Origin of the sequence: Acinetobacter minutum (assembly GCF_035916735.1) — a bacterium.
In the GTDB taxonomy this organism is placed as follows: Bacteria; Pseudomonadota; Gammaproteobacteria; order Pseudomonadales; family Moraxellaceae; genus Acinetobacter.
In genome coordinates this window covers 1-16,233 of the sequence record NZ_JAQIHG010000003.1, presented here as the reverse complement: position 1 = coordinate 16,233, position 16,233 = coordinate 1, and the positions used below count along the sequence as shown (strand labels likewise).

At 40.5% G+C, this 16,233-nt stretch carries 14 protein-coding genes; 11 read left to right on the top strand and 3 right to left on the bottom strand.

Annotated elements, in window-relative coordinates; genetic code table 11:
- The first annotated feature begins 4 nt into the window (after positions 1–4).
- The 9 genes from tadA to PAE54_RS01955 all read left to right on the top strand — a co-directional run bounded on the left by tadA (position 5) and on the right by PAE54_RS01955 (position 9,809).
- Positions 5–517 (top strand): tRNA adenosine(34) deaminase TadA, encoded by a 513-nt coding sequence (gene tadA / locus PAE54_RS01995; RefSeq protein ID WP_326518227.1) that lies wholly within the window; start codon positions 5–7, stop codon positions 515–517.
- 187 nt (positions 518–704) lie between these two features.
- Positions 705–1,388: a (d)CMP kinase gene (gene cmk / locus PAE54_RS01990; RefSeq protein WP_326518226.1), complete on the top strand. Its 684-nt coding sequence runs from the start codon at positions 705–707 to the stop codon at positions 1,386–1,388.
- Positions 1,389–1,498: 110 nt separating this feature from the next.
- Positions 1,499–3,172, top strand: a complete 1,674-nt coding sequence (rpsA, locus tag PAE54_RS01985; RefSeq protein ID WP_273776750.1) for a 30S ribosomal protein S1 — start codon at positions 1,499–1,501, stop codon at positions 3,170–3,172.
- A gap of 156 nt (positions 3,173–3,328) precedes the next feature.
- Entirely contained in the window at positions 3,329–3,634 is a 306-nt protein-coding gene (locus PAE54_RS01980; protein ID WP_273776749.1) for an integration host factor subunit beta, read from the top strand.
- A 17-nt stretch (positions 3,635–3,651) separates the two neighbouring features.
- Positions 3,652–4,011 carry a lipopolysaccharide assembly protein LapA domain-containing protein gene (locus PAE54_RS01975; protein WP_326518225.1) on the top strand — a complete coding sequence of 120 codons (360 nt, stop codon included), beginning with the start codon at positions 3,652–3,654 and terminating at the stop codon, positions 4,009–4,011.
- Positions 4,012–4,044: 33 nt separating this feature from the next.
- Entirely contained in the window at positions 4,045–4,728 is a 684-nt protein-coding gene (pyrF, locus tag PAE54_RS01970; protein ID WP_273776747.1) for an orotidine-5'-phosphate decarboxylase, read from the top strand.
- A 579-nt stretch (positions 4,729–5,307) separates the two neighbouring features.
- The gene (gene zapE, locus PAE54_RS01965) at positions 5,308–6,447 is read left to right on the top strand and encodes a cell division protein ZapE (RefSeq protein ID WP_273776746.1); all 1,140 of its coding nucleotides are present in this window, start codon (positions 5,308–5,310) and stop codon (positions 6,445–6,447) included.
- Positions 6,448–6,813: 366 nt separating this feature from the next.
- Positions 6,814–8,979 (top strand): malate synthase G, encoded by a 2,166-nt coding sequence (locus PAE54_RS01960; protein WP_326518224.1) that lies wholly within the window; start codon positions 6,814–6,816, stop codon positions 8,977–8,979.
- A gap of 167 nt (positions 8,980–9,146) precedes the next feature.
- Positions 9,147–9,809 carry an SOS response-associated peptidase gene (locus tag PAE54_RS01955; protein WP_326518223.1) on the top strand — a complete coding sequence of 221 codons (663 nt, stop codon included), beginning with the start codon at positions 9,147–9,149 and terminating at the stop codon, positions 9,807–9,809.
- Here the strand turns inward: PAE54_RS01955 and PAE54_RS01950 are convergent.
- Positions 9,806–10,270, bottom strand: coding sequence for a MarR family winged helix-turn-helix transcriptional regulator (locus PAE54_RS01950; protein WP_273776743.1), 465 nt, complete (start codon positions 10,268–10,270; stop codon positions 9,806–9,808). The genes PAE54_RS01955 and PAE54_RS01950 overlap by 4 nt on opposite strands.
- A gap of 377 nt (positions 10,271–10,647) precedes the next feature.
- On the opposite strand from PAE54_RS01950, the gene PAE54_RS01945 reads away from it, so the two are divergent.
- The gene (locus tag PAE54_RS01945; RefSeq protein WP_326518222.1) at positions 10,648–12,174 is read left to right on the top strand and encodes a TerC family protein; all 1,527 of its coding nucleotides are present in this window, start codon (positions 10,648–10,650) and stop codon (positions 12,172–12,174) included.
- A 584-nt stretch (positions 12,175–12,758) separates the two neighbouring features.
- Here PAE54_RS01945 and PAE54_RS01940 read toward each other — a convergent pair.
- On the bottom strand, positions 12,759–13,208 hold the full coding sequence (locus tag PAE54_RS01940; RefSeq protein ID WP_326518221.1) for a universal stress protein: 450 nt from the start codon (positions 13,206–13,208) through the stop codon (positions 12,759–12,761).
- A 715-nt stretch (positions 13,209–13,923) separates the two neighbouring features.
- Between PAE54_RS01940 and map the strand changes: the two genes are divergently transcribed.
- Positions 13,924–14,739 carry a type I methionyl aminopeptidase gene (gene map / locus PAE54_RS01935; protein ID WP_326518220.1) on the top strand — a complete coding sequence of 272 codons (816 nt, stop codon included), beginning with the start codon at positions 13,924–13,926 and terminating at the stop codon, positions 14,737–14,739.
- A 104-nt stretch (positions 14,740–14,843) separates the two neighbouring features.
- Here map and PAE54_RS01930 read toward each other — a convergent pair whose 3' ends face one another.
- Positions 14,844–15,743: a LysR family transcriptional regulator gene (locus PAE54_RS01930; RefSeq protein WP_326518219.1), complete on the bottom strand. Its 900-nt coding sequence runs from the start codon at positions 15,741–15,743 to the stop codon at positions 14,844–14,846.
- Between the last annotated feature and the right edge of the window lie 490 nt (positions 15,744–16,233).

Below are 16,233 nucleotides of genomic sequence, written 5' to 3'. Positions count from 1 at the left end.
CGTGATGGCTGAACCACAAATTAAATCTGATGAAGAATGGATGCAGCAAGCTTACGAGCTGGCTGCATTGGCTGCCTCAAAAGGAGAAATTCCTGTCGGGGCGGTGATTGTGAGTAACAACCAAATCATCGGGCAAGGCTTTAACACTCCGATCTCGAGTCACGATCCTACAGCACATGCTGAAATTCAGGCGATTCGTCAGGCCTGTTTATCGATCCAAAACTACCGCTTACCTGAAGATGCCACGCTGTATGTAACCTTAGAACCTTGCACAATGTGTGTCGGCGCACTCGTGCATGCGCGGGTTCAGCGGGTGGTGTTTGCAACTACTGAGCCTAAAGCTGGCTCGTTGGTCAGTGCGCGTCGTTTGCTGGAAAATGGTTATTACAATCATAAATTTGCAGTAGATACTGGCTGTTTACATCAACAATGTTCACAGCAGTTGAGTGATTTTTTTAAAAAACGTCGTGAAGAGAAACGTCAACAACGTAATCAATTGAAAAATATAATCCTTTAAGTGCGTTGTTCCTTTTGTGCTGAAGTAGAGAGTGTCGTTTAGTATTTTTAGGTGTTTATTCGCCTGTTCTCGCTCCGAATCATCATAAAATGCAGAAAGTCAAATAAGAATCGCTTGCACAGTTGAATCGCATGATTAAACTAGTCTAAGCAAAACTGGCAGCACAATTTGTTTAAATGGTAAATCAATGACAATTCATATTATTACAATCGATGGTCCAAGTGGTTCGGGTAAAGGAACGTTGGCAGCCAAATTGGCCCAGCATTACCACTTTCATTTGTTGGATTCAGGGGCATTGTATCGACTCTTGGGTTTGTCATTGCATAAACGTGGATTGCTCGATGAGCTGGAACAACAGTTGGCTCAATGTGTCGAGATTGCATTAAATCTCAATATTAAGTTCGAAATGACACAAAATGGCACCATCGTATTACTCGATGGTGAAGATGTTAGCCAAACCATCCGTACCGAGCGGGTGGGTGAATATGCTTCCAAGGTCGCTGCGATTCCGCAATTAAGAACCGCACTATTTGAGCGACAGCGTGCTTTTGCACAGGCACCCGGCTTGGTGGCGGATGGTCGTGATATGGCGACGACTATTTTTCCTGAGGCGCAGGCAAAAATTTATCTGACCGCTTCTGCTGAGTCGCGTGCTGAGCGCCGTGTAAAACAGTTGCAGGGCATGGGGGTCGATGTTAAAATGGGCGACATTTTAGCTAACATACAAGCTCGCGATAAACGGGATATGGAACGTGCAGTTGCACCTCTTAAACCTGCACCTGATGCTTTCCAGATTGATAGTTCGGATTTGAATATCGATCAGGTCTTTTCATTGATGGTGAGCTATATCGATGCGCAATTGGCTAAATAACTAAATTTATCAGCAGACGCATAGCTTGATCAGTTTTTATATGGACTATGCGAATGCTTAACTAAACCGGCCTTGTCTGATCCAAGACCGCTGAATTTATCAGGTATATCATGACCGAATCTTTTGCAGCCCTCTTTGAAGAAAGTGAATTAAACCTCAATGTTGAAAAGGGTGCAGTCATCCAAGGTACTGTTGTAAGTATCGATTCTGACTGGGTTACTGTTGACACTGGCCTTAAATCTGAAGGCATCGTTGACCGCGCTGAATTCCTTAACGAACAACGTGAACTAGAAGTTGCTGTAGGCGACACAGTTGATGTTGTTGTTGAAGCGCTTGACAACGGTATGGGTCAAACAGTTTTATCACGTGAGAAAGCGAAACGTGCTGAAACTTGGACTAAACTTGAAAAAATCTTTGAAGACGGCGAAATCGTTACTGGTGTTATCTCTGGTAAAGTTAAAGGCGGTTTCACTGTTGACATCGGTCCAGTTCGTGCGTTCTTGCCAGGTTCTTTGGTAGACACTCGTCCAATCCGTGACACAACTCACCTTGAAGGTAAAGAGTTGGAATTCAAAGTGATCAAACTTGATGCTAAACGTAACAACGTTGTGGTATCTCGTCGTGCAGTAATGGAAGCTGAATCTTCAGCTGACCGTGAAGCGCTTCTTGCTCAACTTGAAGAAGGTCAAACTGTTACTGGTACAATCAAGAACCTTACTGACTACGGCGCATTCGTTGACCTTGGCGGTATTGACGGTCTTCTTCACATCACTGACATGGCTTGGAAACGTATCAAGCATCCATCAGAAGTTGTTGAAGTGGGTCAAGAAGTTACTGTTAAAGTACTTAAATTTGACCGTGAACGTAACCGTGTATCTCTAGGCCTTAAACAATTAGGCGAAGATCCATGGATGGCGATCATGAACCGTTATCCTAAAGGTTCTATCGTTAAAGCACGTGTAACTAACTTGACTGACTACGGTTGTTTCGCTGAAATCGCTGAAGGTGTTGAAGGTCTTGTTCACGTTTCAGAAATGGACCACACCAACAAAAACATCCACCCATCTAAAGTTGTTCAGATCGGTGATGAAGTTGATGTAATGGTTCTTGAAGTAGACGAAGAACGTCGTCGTATTTCTCTTGGTATCAAACAAACTCGTGCTAACCCATGGGAAGAGTTTGCTAAAAACCATGACAAAGGCGAGAAAGTTTCTGGCACAATCAAGTCAATCACTGACTTCGGTATTTTCATCGGCTTGCCTGGTGGTATCGACGGTCTAGTTCACTTGTCAGACATCTCTTGGAACGAACAAGGCGAAGATGCTATCCGTCGTTACAAGAAAGGTGACACTGTTGAAGCGGTTATCTTGTCTGTAGACGCTGAAGGCAACCGTATCAGCCTTGGCATCAAACAATTGAACAGCGATCCATTCAACGATTTCTTGGCTGCAAATGAACGCGGTGCTTTGGTTAAAGGTACTGTAACCGCAGTTGATGCGCGTGGTGCAACTGTTAAATTGGCTGACGAAGTAGAAGCAACTTTGAAAGCTTCTGAAATCAACCGCGATCGCGTTGAAGATGCAACTAAATTCCTAGAAGTAGGTCAAGAAGTTGAAGCGAAAATCATCAATGTAGATCGTAAATCTCGCTCTATCAACTTGTCTATCAAAGCGAAAGACGAAGCTGAAGAGAAAGAAGCGGTTGCAAACCTTCGCACAGCTTCTGCTGCTCAAGAAAACGGTCCTAAGACGATCGGTGACTTGATCAAAGCGCAAATGAAGTAATTTGTTAAAAAGTACTTGTTAGTGTAACTAATGAGTACTTTTTATATGAATACTGTAAACGGTAGCGTAGTATTATCATACTGCGCTACCGTTTTGTATTTAAACAGGTTATTATCAATACGAGTTAAAGTAGCATGATAATTAATGAGGTCGACGATGACTACAGAAGCACTTAATAAGTCTGACTTAATAGAGCGTATTGCCCTTAAGAACCCGCATCTTGCTGAACCTTTGGTAGAAGAAGCGGTTAAAATTATGATCGATCAGATGATCGAGGCGCTCTCTGCAGATAACCGTATTGAAATTCGTGGTTTTGGTAGTTTTGCTTTGCATCATCGCGAACCGCGCGTTGGTCGTAATCCTAAAACTGGTAAATCAGTAGAAGTGGCAGCAAAAGCTGTGCCTCACTTTAAACCAGGTAAAGCTTTGCGTGATGCAGTAAACGAGTCGATCCAGAAATAAAATAACTGGAGAGCGGTATGCGTTATTTTCTTGTCGCAGTGTTGATTGTGATTTTTGCCTATGCTCTTGCTTTGGTTTTACAAAATGGAGCGGAACTTTCAGTCGATTTACTATTCTTGCAAGTGCCCGCGATGCGTTTAGGGTTATTGCTGCTATTAACTTTGGGACTCGGAATTATTGTGGGATTGCTGCTTGGTGTGCAAGTATTCCGTGTTTTCCAAACGAATTGGGAAATCAAACGCCTGCGTAAAGATATTGATCATCTGCGCAAAGAGCAAATTCATGCCGCTCAACTGGCTGCAGCGGATGCTGCGGCACATGCTAGACATGAAAAAACTGTGTTAGACATTCCCTCAGAAAATAAAAGCCCATTATAATGGGCTTTTATTTTGCTTAATGGAAGTAGAGCCTTGAGTATCATTGTTGCACTAGATGCGAAAAGTCAAAGTGATGCCTTAGCGATTGCGGATCAGCTCGATCCTCGCTTATGTCGTGTAAAAGTCGGGAAAGAGCTATTTACACATGAAGGTCCAGCGATCGTCAGACTTTTACAGCAGCGTGGTTTTGAAGTATTTCTTGACTTGAAGTTTCATGATATTCCAAATACAACGGCTCAGGCAGTTTGTGCAGCAGCAGATTTGGGCGTTTGGATGGTCAATGTGCATGCTTCAGGTGGTCGTAAAATGATGGAAACCTGTGTTGAGCGTCTAAAAGCAGGCAATTATCAAACCCAGTTAATTGCGGTGACGGTTTTGACTTCCATGGGGCGTGAAGACTTAAAAGACATTGGCTTGGATATCGAACCTTTTGAACAAGTTAAGCGTCTTGCGGCATTAACCAAAGATTCAGGATTGGATGGTGTGGTGTGTTCAGCACAAGAAGCAAAAATTTTACGTACTGAGTTGGGGCAAGACTTTGCTTTGGTTACACCTGGTATTCGTCCAGAAGGTTCAAATGCTGATGACCAAAAGCGTATTGTTACACCGAAACAAGCTATGTTAGATGGTTCTACGCATTTGGTAATTGGGCGTCCAATTACCCAGTCAGCGAATCCGAATCAAACTTTAAATAAAATTTTGGCTTCTATTCGCTAAGCATTGAAAAACAGGGATAAGATAAAAGCCTCTTATCTCTGTGATCAGATTCAGTAACTTTAAACTTGCTTGATCTGATCAACTCAAAATCTCTCACGGTTATTTAAGTATTTGTGAATTTGCTAAACAATTCTATTTTTCTGCTTGATTTCAAAATTATTCTATAAATTTGATCATTTAGGTACTTTTCACCGGACACTTTTTTATAGTAAAAACTTAATCCCTTTATATTGTTCTGTAGATAGGGCGTGAAAGAGATTCATCTCATCTGGAGCTAAGAGATACAGGTTGATTGATCATCTATCTTTTGGCTTTAGTAAATCCGTCTATCTGCGTAGAAAATTGAAAGGAATCAACAAGGTGATTGTTGAGTTTTGATGTGGTGTGTGCTGTATTTTCATTGCCCTCCACAGCCTTAGATTAGGTGGTATGGAGTGAACCTAATCTATGGGATTATGAGGTGTTTGGGTGTACATCATCTTACGTGTTTGAATCGCCTAAGAGATTTGCGCTAAAGTTTTATTGGTTTCATCTCAATCTCCATTATACTTCCACCTGCCTTAGATAGCCGAAATTGATATGTCAGATCCGAACAATAGCTCTTTAACTTCTTTATCCCCGGCAGAACGCTATGCGCAAGCATTGGCTTCGGGGCAATTCATGTCTGATGATGCTCAGGCCCAGGCGGTACATGAGTTAGAACGTGTTTGGCAAGAACTCTTGCAGCGCTATAAAGCTTCGAAAAAAGCCTTTCGTCGTTTCCGTCGTCAAACGGCACCACAAGGTGTTTATATGTGGGGTGGGGTTGGTCGTGGTAAAACTTGGTTAATGGATCAGTTTTTTGATTCAATTCCATTTCGACGTAAAACCCGGATGCATTTCCACCATTTTATGCAACACGTGCATAAACAGCTAAATAAGCTTTCAGGACAACGTAATCCCTTGGATTTGGTCGCAGATCAAATTTATAAAGATGCAGTCATTATTTGTTTCGATGAGTTCTTTGTATCGAATGTGACCGACGCCATGATTCTGAGCGATTTGTTCCAGAAGCTGTTTAATCGTGGCATTACCTTAGTGGCGACCTCAAATATTGCCCCTGATGGTTTATATAAAAATGGCATTCACCGTGATCGCTTTTTGCCAACGATTGAAATGGTTAAAAAGAATTGTACTGTGCTGAATGTCGATGCTGGCGTTGATTATCGTCTGCGTGTGTTAAAACAGGCACAGCTGTTTAAATCACCTCTGACACATGATCATCAAGTGTGGATGGCAAAACGCTTTACTGCACTCACGCAAACACAGACAGTTTCACAAGAGCCGATCATCATTAATGAGCGTCTAGTAGAAACTTTAGGTCATACCGAAGACGTATTGTGGTGTGAATTCAGTGAATTGTGTTTAAAGCCACGTAGTCCTGCAGATTTTATTGAAATCGCCAATATCTACAACACCGTATTGGTGAGCAATGTTCCGCATCTAACTGATCAGCTGAGTGACGCGACACGTCGATTCATCTATCTGGTTGATGAATTTTACGATCGTGGTGTAAAGTTATTACTCACTTCGCAAGATAGTATTATTGAAATTTATCAGGGTGAAAAACTAGCTTTTGAGATTGAGCGGACACGTTCTCGTTTGCTAGAGATGCAATCTGATGAATATCTCAATGCTGAACATCGGCAGATTCAGGCACCTCAGATTATTGAGCAATAAGATCAAGCGCCTTCGGGCGCTTTTTTTATCTCTAAGCTTTAATAAAATGGCGGTCAATTTATCGACATTTTTCTTGATTCATGGCTTAATCGGGAAGGTTGATGCAGAAATTTAGGCTTAATCGATAATTTATTAAATAAAGCTGAACTTAAGTCTAATTTCGGCATTTCTAAAACTTTATAAACTGTAATCGAGTATTCATCACGATGATGTAGTATCGCTAAACTGATTATTTAATTTAATGATGTTGGTATTTATTAGATTAAAAATGCTTGCTATTTAGCTGTGTGATATTACTATTCAGTGAAGTATAAATCGGTATACTAGAATCTCTTGTGATAAAAAATAGCAATATCAGGAAAGACAATGACTGCACGTATTCAAAAAGGCAAATTAGCGATTGCTAAAGAGCTCTACGATTTCATCGAGAATGAGGCACTACCTGGTTCTGGTTTGGACAGCGAAACTTACTGGAAAAACTTTGAACAAGTCGTTGTCGATCTTAGCCCAAAAAACAAAGCACTATTAGCAAAGCGTGATGAATTGCAGGCTAAAATTGATGAATGGCATCGCAATAATCCATTTGAATTAGAAGCTTACAAAGCTTTCCTTACTGAAATTGGCTACTTATTACCAGAAGTAGAAGATTTCCAGATTAGTACTGAAAATGTGGACGCAGAAATCGCGACTTTAGCGGGTCCACAGCTTGTAGTACCAGTACGTAATGCACGTTACTGCTTGAATGCGGCAAATGCGCGTTGGGGCTCATTATATGATGCGCTATACGGCTTTGACGTGATTTCAGAAGAAGGTGGCGCTGAAAAAGGTAAGGGTTACAACCCTGCACGTGGCGCAAAAGTTATTGAATTCGCTAAAAACTTTTTAAATGAAACATTCCCGCTTGCGCAAGGCTCACATGCTGATGCTACAAAATATGCGGTAGAAAACAATGCCTTGGTTGTGACTTTAAAAGATGGTTCAACCACTGGTTTAGCTCAGCCAGAAAAGTTTGCAGGTTTTAACGGTGAAGCTGCAAATCCAGTTGAGATTGTTCTAAAAAATAATGGCTTGCATGCGATCGTACAAATCGATGCTAGCACAGTTGTTGGTCAATCTGATGCAGCTGGTGTCAAAGACATCGTGCTTGAAGCTGCTGTAACCACGATTCAGGATCTTGAAGATTCAATCGCAGCAGTTGATGCTGAAGAAAAAGTTGAAGGTTACCGCAACTGGTTAGGCCTTATGAAAGGCACCTTGACTGAATCGTTCCAGAAAGGTGACAAGACTGTTACACGTGCGATGAATCAAGATCGTACTTACATGGATGCTCAGGGCCAAGTACAAACTCTACATGGTCGTTCGTTGATGTTACTGCGTAATGTCGGTCATTTGATGACTAACCCAGCAATTTTGGTGGATGGTGCCGAAATTTACGAAGGGATCATGGATGCCTTGATCACTCCGCTATTAACTTTCGCGGATATCCGTGGTGAGAACCAGTTACGCAACTCTCGTACTGGCTCAATGTATATCGTAAAACCAAAAATGCACGGTCCAGAAGAAGTGGCATTCGCGGTAGAGCTATTCGAGCGTGCAGAACAGGCGCTTGGCTTACCGGCGAAAACGCTGAAAATGGGTATCATGGACGAAGAACGTCGTACCTCTGTTAACTTGAAAAACTGTATTGCTCAAGCGAAAGACCGTACCATTTTCATTAACACAGGTTTCATGGATCGTACCGGTGATGAAATCCATACCTTTATGGAAGCGGGTCCATTCGTTCGTAAAACTGAAGTGAAGAACCAAATTTGGTTCCCAGCATACGAAAACCGTAACGTACTTATCGGTCTGCATGCGGGTTTAAGTGGTAAAGCGCAAATCGGTAAAGGTATGTGGGCAAAGCCAGATATGCTGCTTGACATGTACAAAACCAAAATGGAGCACCCACTTGCTGGTGCGACCTGTGCTTGGGTTCCATCTCCAACAGGTGCGGTAATTCACGCCATCCATTACCATCAAGTCAATGTGGCTGAACGTCAAAAAGAATTGGCAACTACACAAGCATTGCCACTGAATGATTTGTTGACTCCACCACTGGCGACAGATACAAATTGGTCAGATGAAGTGAAGAACAATGAACTTGAAAATAACTGTCAAGGTATCTTGGGTTATGTAGTGCGTTGGGTAGACTTGGGTGTAGGTTGTTCTAAAGTGCCAGATATCAATGATATTGGCTTGATGGAAGACCGTGCAACCTTACGTATCTCTTCACAGCACGTAGCGAACTGGTTGCGTCATGGCATCGTAACCCGTGCACAAGTTGAAGAAGTCTTGAAACGTATGGCAAAAATTGTTGACCAGCAAAATGCGGATGATCCACTTTATACGCCAATGTCTGCTGACTTCGAAAACAGTATTGCTTTCCAAGCTGCTTCTGATTTGATCTTTAAAGGTCATGAGCAACCATCAGGTTATACTGAGCCACTATTGCATGCTGCACGCTTAAAACTCAAAGGTTATACTGGTGACTAATTCAGCGTGTTGAATAAAAAAAAGCCTCTTCGGAGGCTTTTTTTTATTGATCTGATGAAAATGATATTGTGATTGTGGACAGCCGTAACGTGGAAAATGTTATCACTGGATTGAAAAAGCTTACGAGTGGCTTTATATAAAAGTTTCTGAGTTAGTCCGGTTAGGCAATGTGTGCGAACTTTAAACCCTTGACATTTGAGCAGACAAAACCACTCAATTTACCCGTAATCCCTTTTGCTTATCCAGATGAGGTTTATCCGGGTTATGAGTTGCCTTTGTTATTTAAATCTGCTCAAGGTCTAGAATGGCGTTCTGTGAGGTTCGGTCTTGTGCCCAAGTGGGCTACAGATCTGCAAATTGCAAAACGGACCTACAATGCACGCAGTGAAACACTGCTAGAAAAGCCAAGTTTTCAAGCTGCTGCGATGAAGTGTAAGTTTGCTGTTATTCCGGTGACAGAATTTTATGAGAGTAAATATATTGATCAGCAGCCACAACGCTGGGCGGTGCGTCGCAAGGATGGTCAGGCTTTTTATATCGCAGCCTTGTACGAGATTATGAAATTAAATGATCAAGTAATTCGTTCAGCTACAATGTTGACGATAGATGCCATAGACCATCTGATGATGAAAGATTTCCATGAACCGGGGAACGTGAAACGTTCAGTCGTGGTGATTCCTCACCACCAGCTCGATGAATGGTTGAGTCTCACTACTCCACAGGAAATGTACCGTTTTATGCAGGGTTTTCCTGTTGAAGAGTTCGAATGTCAGCATGTTCCGAAGACAAAAATTGTCAAGGAAACCCCACAGCTGACTTTCTTTGATTAATGGGATAGATTGTGAAAAATATGCTTCAATCCATCAATCATTCGTTCAATCTGTAATGCTGTCAAACCTTCAAGGGACTGTTCTAAAACAGCTGCTGTCAAGTCATTGATTTTATGAGTCATTTCTAGGCCAGATTCGGTTAAAACTACGCGAGTAATTCGACCATCATGAGGACAAGAATAGGTGTCGACATAACCTTCCTCTTTGAGTCGATACACGATTTTTGTGGTAGTCGACATTTTGGATACCACCATTTCTGATAAATCGGAAACACTGGCGTTGGGCTTTGAGGCGAGGGCAATCAGAATACGTCGTCTGGAATTATCTACCCCGTATTTTTTCAGTACGTGATCTACTTTGAGTACATACTGAGAATGAACCTGAGTGATCCAATAAAACGGAAAATGTTCTAAATTAAACTCTTCATGTGAAGGTAGAAATTTCGAGTATTTTTTACTCATAATGGCTGTCCTTAAATGTGATGTTTTTAATTATTGTATGAGTTATGTCACATTTACATATTATTTTAAAATAGATTGTTTAATCAATATATAAATTTGTTAAAGTCTACCTAATTAATAAGAAATTCATATAAGAAAATGATTTTTAATCACAATTTATATTATTGTTATCACTTTTTATGCTTTTATTTGATAACAGTTTAAATTAACTTTTTGAAAATTCGATTGATTCTATCGCTTTTAAAAATACCTAAATTTGAAAAAAATCTGCATAATAAAGCTTCATTATTTGTAAAGGAAAATGTTATGGATCCGTCGCCGAGTAGGTTATTTGCATCGATAGCTCAAAATTTCCCTGATAAACAGGAGATCTAAAAATGGAATTTTTATTAGATCCGGGAATTTGGGTTGGCCTACTGACACTGATTGTCTTAGAAATTGTTTTGGGGATTGATAACCTCGTCTTTATTGCCATTCTGGCAGATAAGCTTCCACCCGAACAGCGTGATAAAGCCCGTATTATTGGCCTGTCTCTTGCGTTGGTCATGCGTTTAGGTCTGTTATCGGTGATTTCCTGGTTAGTCACTTTGACGAAGCCACTGATTGAAATTGCACATTTAAGTTTTTCTGGCCGCGATCTGATTTTGTTATTTGGTGGATTGTTCCTGGTTTATAAAGCCGTAACGGAACTTCACGAAAAACTCGAAGGTAAACCTGAGATTCAGACCAATTCATCCGTCACGTATGCCGGTTTTTGGGCTGTAGTGGCACAGATCATCGTGCTTGATGCGGTATTTTCACTCGATTCAGTCATTACTGCCATTGGGATGGTTGATAACATCTATGTGATGATGGCTGCTGTCACGATTGCCGTATTTGTGATGTTGGTTGCATCAAAGCCGTTGACCGCTTTTGTGAATCGTCATCCCACTGTGGTTATTCTTTGTTTAAGTTTTTTGCTGTTAATCGGGATCAGCTTGATTGCAGAAGGCTTTGGCTTCCATATTCCGAAAGGATATATCTATTCCGGTATTGGTGTAGCCATCTTGATTGAGGCGTTTAACCAGTTTTCTTCTCGTAATCAAGCGAAACATCAATCAAAGATTCCATTACGACATCGTACTGCCGATTCCATTCTTAAACTGATGGGTGGGCGTGTAGAAACGATTCAGACCGCAGAGCAGGCAGAAGCACAAGCGGCTTTTGTGAATGAAGAGCGTTATATGATTGGTGGGGTATTAACCTTAGCCGAACGCTCAGTCGCATCAATTATGACTCCGCGTAATCAGATTTCTTGGGTGAATTTAGAGGATTCGCCGGAACAGATCCGTGAGCAAGTTTTGGCTGTGCCGCATAGTCTATTCCCTGTGTGCCGTGGCAATCTGGATAAAGTCGTGACAGTGGTACGTGCCAAGGAGTTAATTGACAATCTGGATGACCCTGCTGCCTTACAGCAATTGCTTAAACGCCAGCGCCCCATCTTTATTTTTGAAAAGATGAAGGTAATTGATGCCATTCATACTTTGCGAAGCTCGAAGGGTTCACTGGTGATGGTGACCAATGAATTTGGCAATGTGCAAGGTGTTATTACACCCTTAGATGTCTTTGAGGCGATTGCAGGTGAGTTCCCGGATGCCGATGAACAGCCAGATTTAGTCAAGTTAGATGAATCCACATGGAAAGCAACCGGTATGCTTGATTTGTATCAGCTTGAACTGGAATTGGAAATGCTGGATCTGGTGGAAGAAGATGCCGACTATATTACGGTAGCAGGCTTGATTCTGGATAAAGCTCAACAACCTATCAAGATTGGTATGGTCATCTCGTATCGTGGTATTGATTTTGAAGTGCTTGAATTGGATGAAAATCGTATCCAAACGGTCAAGATCAGCCAGATGCGTTAATTAAAAAGCCCCATTTTGTATGGGGCTTTTTAAATGAATAACGGCATAGTAAGTTGATGATATTCAAGATGAATCTTAATGTGATGTGTGATTTAGTCTGCAAACAACACAAGATTTTTTGTGTGTTAAAACTGAGGGAGAATAAAGAATACAAAAATAAACAGGGCGAAGAATAAAATAATCCCAAATGTCAAAGGTGGATGCTGAATCTTGACAAAATCTCGCTCATGACAATTACTGCATTCATGAGGATTGCTCGCTAATGGTGCCCAGCAGTTTGAACAACGTTGTTGTGAGAAAATTTGGCTGATCGGTTTCATAGCAAGGCCGCCCATCATGTTTTTATCATCATGAGTTAGCATAAGCGCTATACAAATGAATTAATAATGAAAAAAGGTAAAAAGCTTATCAAAAATAAATAAAAGGAATTTAATGATTTGATTTTAAAAAATTATTTTTTGATGTTGGGTATAAAAAATGAGTTTTAATAACTAAAAAAGAGGTTTGGCTGGTTTGTTTATATATAGCATCATCAAAACATAAACCTATATAGAAGATAGGCTTATGTTTTATGATTATACGATTTATTGTTTAACAATCATCACCGGGATCAGCGTGGAGCCCAGGACATCTTGAGCAAAACTGCCGAGTAACATTTTCTGGAAGCCCTTACGACCATGAGAGCCCATCACGATGAGGTCAGTCTTTGACTCTTCAGCAATTTGGATGAGCGTTCCTACGGATACTTCGCCTTTAACGGTTTTGATTTCAGCGCCCACACCATATTCTGCGCAAATATTTTGGGCGGTTGCCAAAGCTTTTTGTGCATTGGCAAAAGCTTCAATAAAGTACTCTTTCATAATAGCCGAGCCAGCCGAGTAATAGAAATCACTGTCACGGAAAGGATCTTCTACCACAATGCTGATGATAGTGAGTTTACTCTCAAAAGCCTTGGCAAAAATAGCGGCCTGTTTTACCGCAGCGAGGGAGATTTCGGAACCATCGACTGGAACAAGAATGTGTTGAAATGACATATGGGACTCCTAGTCCATTATGATTTTTAAGTATTTTCTATTCTTAGCATATCCTTCTAAGCGTCGCAATTTATTTGCTTGATAAATTCTTTAAGGCTGAGAAGATTTATTTTCTTGTTATTTAGTATTTATATACGATTGAACCAGTCCAAGCCGTTAAAAACTCTGTTACAAGCAATCGTCTTAAGAGTTGGGATTTATGTTTATTTTTATAAAAAGGATATTGAAGCAGTGTCTAAAATCTGTCTTGTGATACGATTCATTTGATCGTTATAAAGTCTTTAAATCTATAAAATAAATATTAAAAATATAGGGTTGTAGTTATTTTATTTATAGTTAATTTATATTTAATTTATATTTAATTTGTTATACTATTCATACCCTCACAAGCTCCTTGAACTTTATAACTTTCTGATTTTTAAAGTTCAGTACACCCCATTTTTTGATAAAAATGGGGTTTTTTCTGTGCAGAATCCTATAAAGATCCATGACATCGATTTCATCGAATAGGGTTTTCTTGCGATATAGGCTCATCTAGTAATTTGACTATCTGGAAAAATATAAAATTATAAGTGGTAGGCTTGGGTGATCCTTGATAAGTGATCTTAAGCATTGCATGATCTCCTGTTATTGGCTAAAAGGATTTCTAAGCGAAAATAGAACTCATTCACGTAAACAGGCTATAATCTGGGCTGATCAATCGAGGGCAATCATCATGCGGGCTGCAACCATTCAACTAAAAACTGCACAGGATCTGGAAAAACTTAGAGTTTCTGGACGTCTTGCTGCTGAAGTTTTAGCAATGATTGGCGAGCACGTAAAACCAGGAGTTTCTACTGAATATCTGGATGATCTGTGTCATGACTATATTGTCAACACACTAAAGGTGATCCCAGCGAATGTAGGATATTACGGTTATACCAAAACGACGTGCATTTCACCGAATGAAGTAGTGTGTCATGGTATTCCTTCTGCTGAAGTAATTCTAAAAGAAGGAGATATCATTAACATTGACGTGGCGATTATCAAAGATGGGTATTATGGAGATACCAGCCGGATGTATTACGTCGGTTCAGTCAATCCTGTAGCACAAAAACTAGTGGAAACCACCTATCATGCGATGCTTGCAGGTATACAAATGGTTAAGCCGGGTGCAACGCTCGGTGATGTGGGACATGCGATTCAGAATGTGGCGCAAAAAGAAGGTTACAGTATTGTTCGCGAATACTGCGGGCATGGAATTGGGCAAACCTACCATGAACAACCGAGTGTTTTGCACTACGGTATACCGGGGCAGGGCGTGCAGTTAAAAACCGGGATGGTCTTTACCATTGAGCCAATGGTAAATGAGGGTAAGGCACGTGTTAGAGAATTGAATGATGGCTGGACGGTGGTAACTGTAGATAAATCTCTATCTGCACAATGGGAGCATATGGTTGCCGTGACTGAGGAAGGTTTTGAATTGCTGTCGCCTTGGCCAGAAGGAACAGGGCAATATCCAGAAATCATTAGATCTGAATGTGGATCTTAAAAAATATTAGAAATGGTGAATTTCTAAAACGAGTGATATTGAAAGTATACTGCTGAGAAAATAAGGCATTTTATAGGGATAAAATGCCTTATTAAATTATAGGGTTAGTGTTTAGTGAGATGTTCTACTAGATAGTCAATAAAGACGCGTACCGCGGGCAGTAAGCCACGTCGTGATGGGTATACGGCATGAAAAATACCGTGAGGTGCTTTCCAGTCTGGCAAAACGCGGATTAATTCCCTAGACTCAATGTAGTCTTTCGCGATCGTATCCGGCAATAAGGCAATCCCGCAATTTTGTCTTGCCAGTTGTGCCAACATCATGAGATCGGAACCCATCACTACAGGATTCACTTTTACCTTTTTCTGGTGATTCTGTGCATCATGTAAAATTAAAAATTGATCTAGATGCTCATCCACCATGCTTAAAATCCGGTGTTCAGTTAATTCATCGGGATGTTTCAGTTCACCATATTGGTTGAGGTAGGCTTGGCTGGCAAATAAGTGCTGTTCAATTTTCTCAAATTTACGAATGATCAAATTGGGATCTTCATCCAGATTTGAGCGCACACGCAGTGCGACATCAATGCCTTCATTAATCACATCGACCCGTCGATTACTCACGATTAATTGCACTTTGATTTCAGGGTACATTTTAAGGAAATCCGGCAGAATCTTGGTCATTTCGTTTTGAGCAATAGAAACGGGTAGGCTGAGTTTAATCACACCTCGCGGTTGAATACTCAGATGATCCACTAAATCATGTGCTGCCTGAGCAGCATTCATCATGACTTGTGCATGACGATAGATGTTCATACCAATTTCAGTCACGGCAAAATGACGAGAGCTTCGTTGAATTAAACGGACACCGAGTTTTTCTTCTAGATTGTAGACACGACGACTGAGTTTGGATTTTGGGATATCTGTTGCACGTTCGGCTGAACTAAAGCCACCATGTTCAACGACTAAAGCAAAATAATAAAAATCGTCGAGATCATTGAGCATCTTATTATCCTATTTATGAAACATTGGTGCTATTAAAATGCTTTTTGTTGCGTTCAGTCAAATTGGATATCGCTATAAATGTAATGATGGGAAATAGCTAAACTAAAATTTATTAAATAGGTTTCATGGTATTTATTTTAAATTACAGTGAGTTATCATGAGTTTTCTGGCTTTTAAAATATAAATTTAGATTAAAAAATATACTCTTGAAATTAAATTGAAGAATTGTGCTTGCAAACGACAGTAAATCCCCTAGAATACGCACATCCCGACGCGATTGATACGAAGCTTCACCAAGGGTGAGGTTGTTAAGTATCTTTTTCGTTATTTTCTACTGACGAGGTAGGAAAGAGATCATTAAGAGATTATGAAGAACAACTTGTGTGGATTTTTACTGGTTGATTGATCGATAAATTATCATTGATTGAATTGGTAGAAATTACTCGAAGTTTATTTGAGCGAATTTTTAGTCAGTAAGATTAATGAGCCA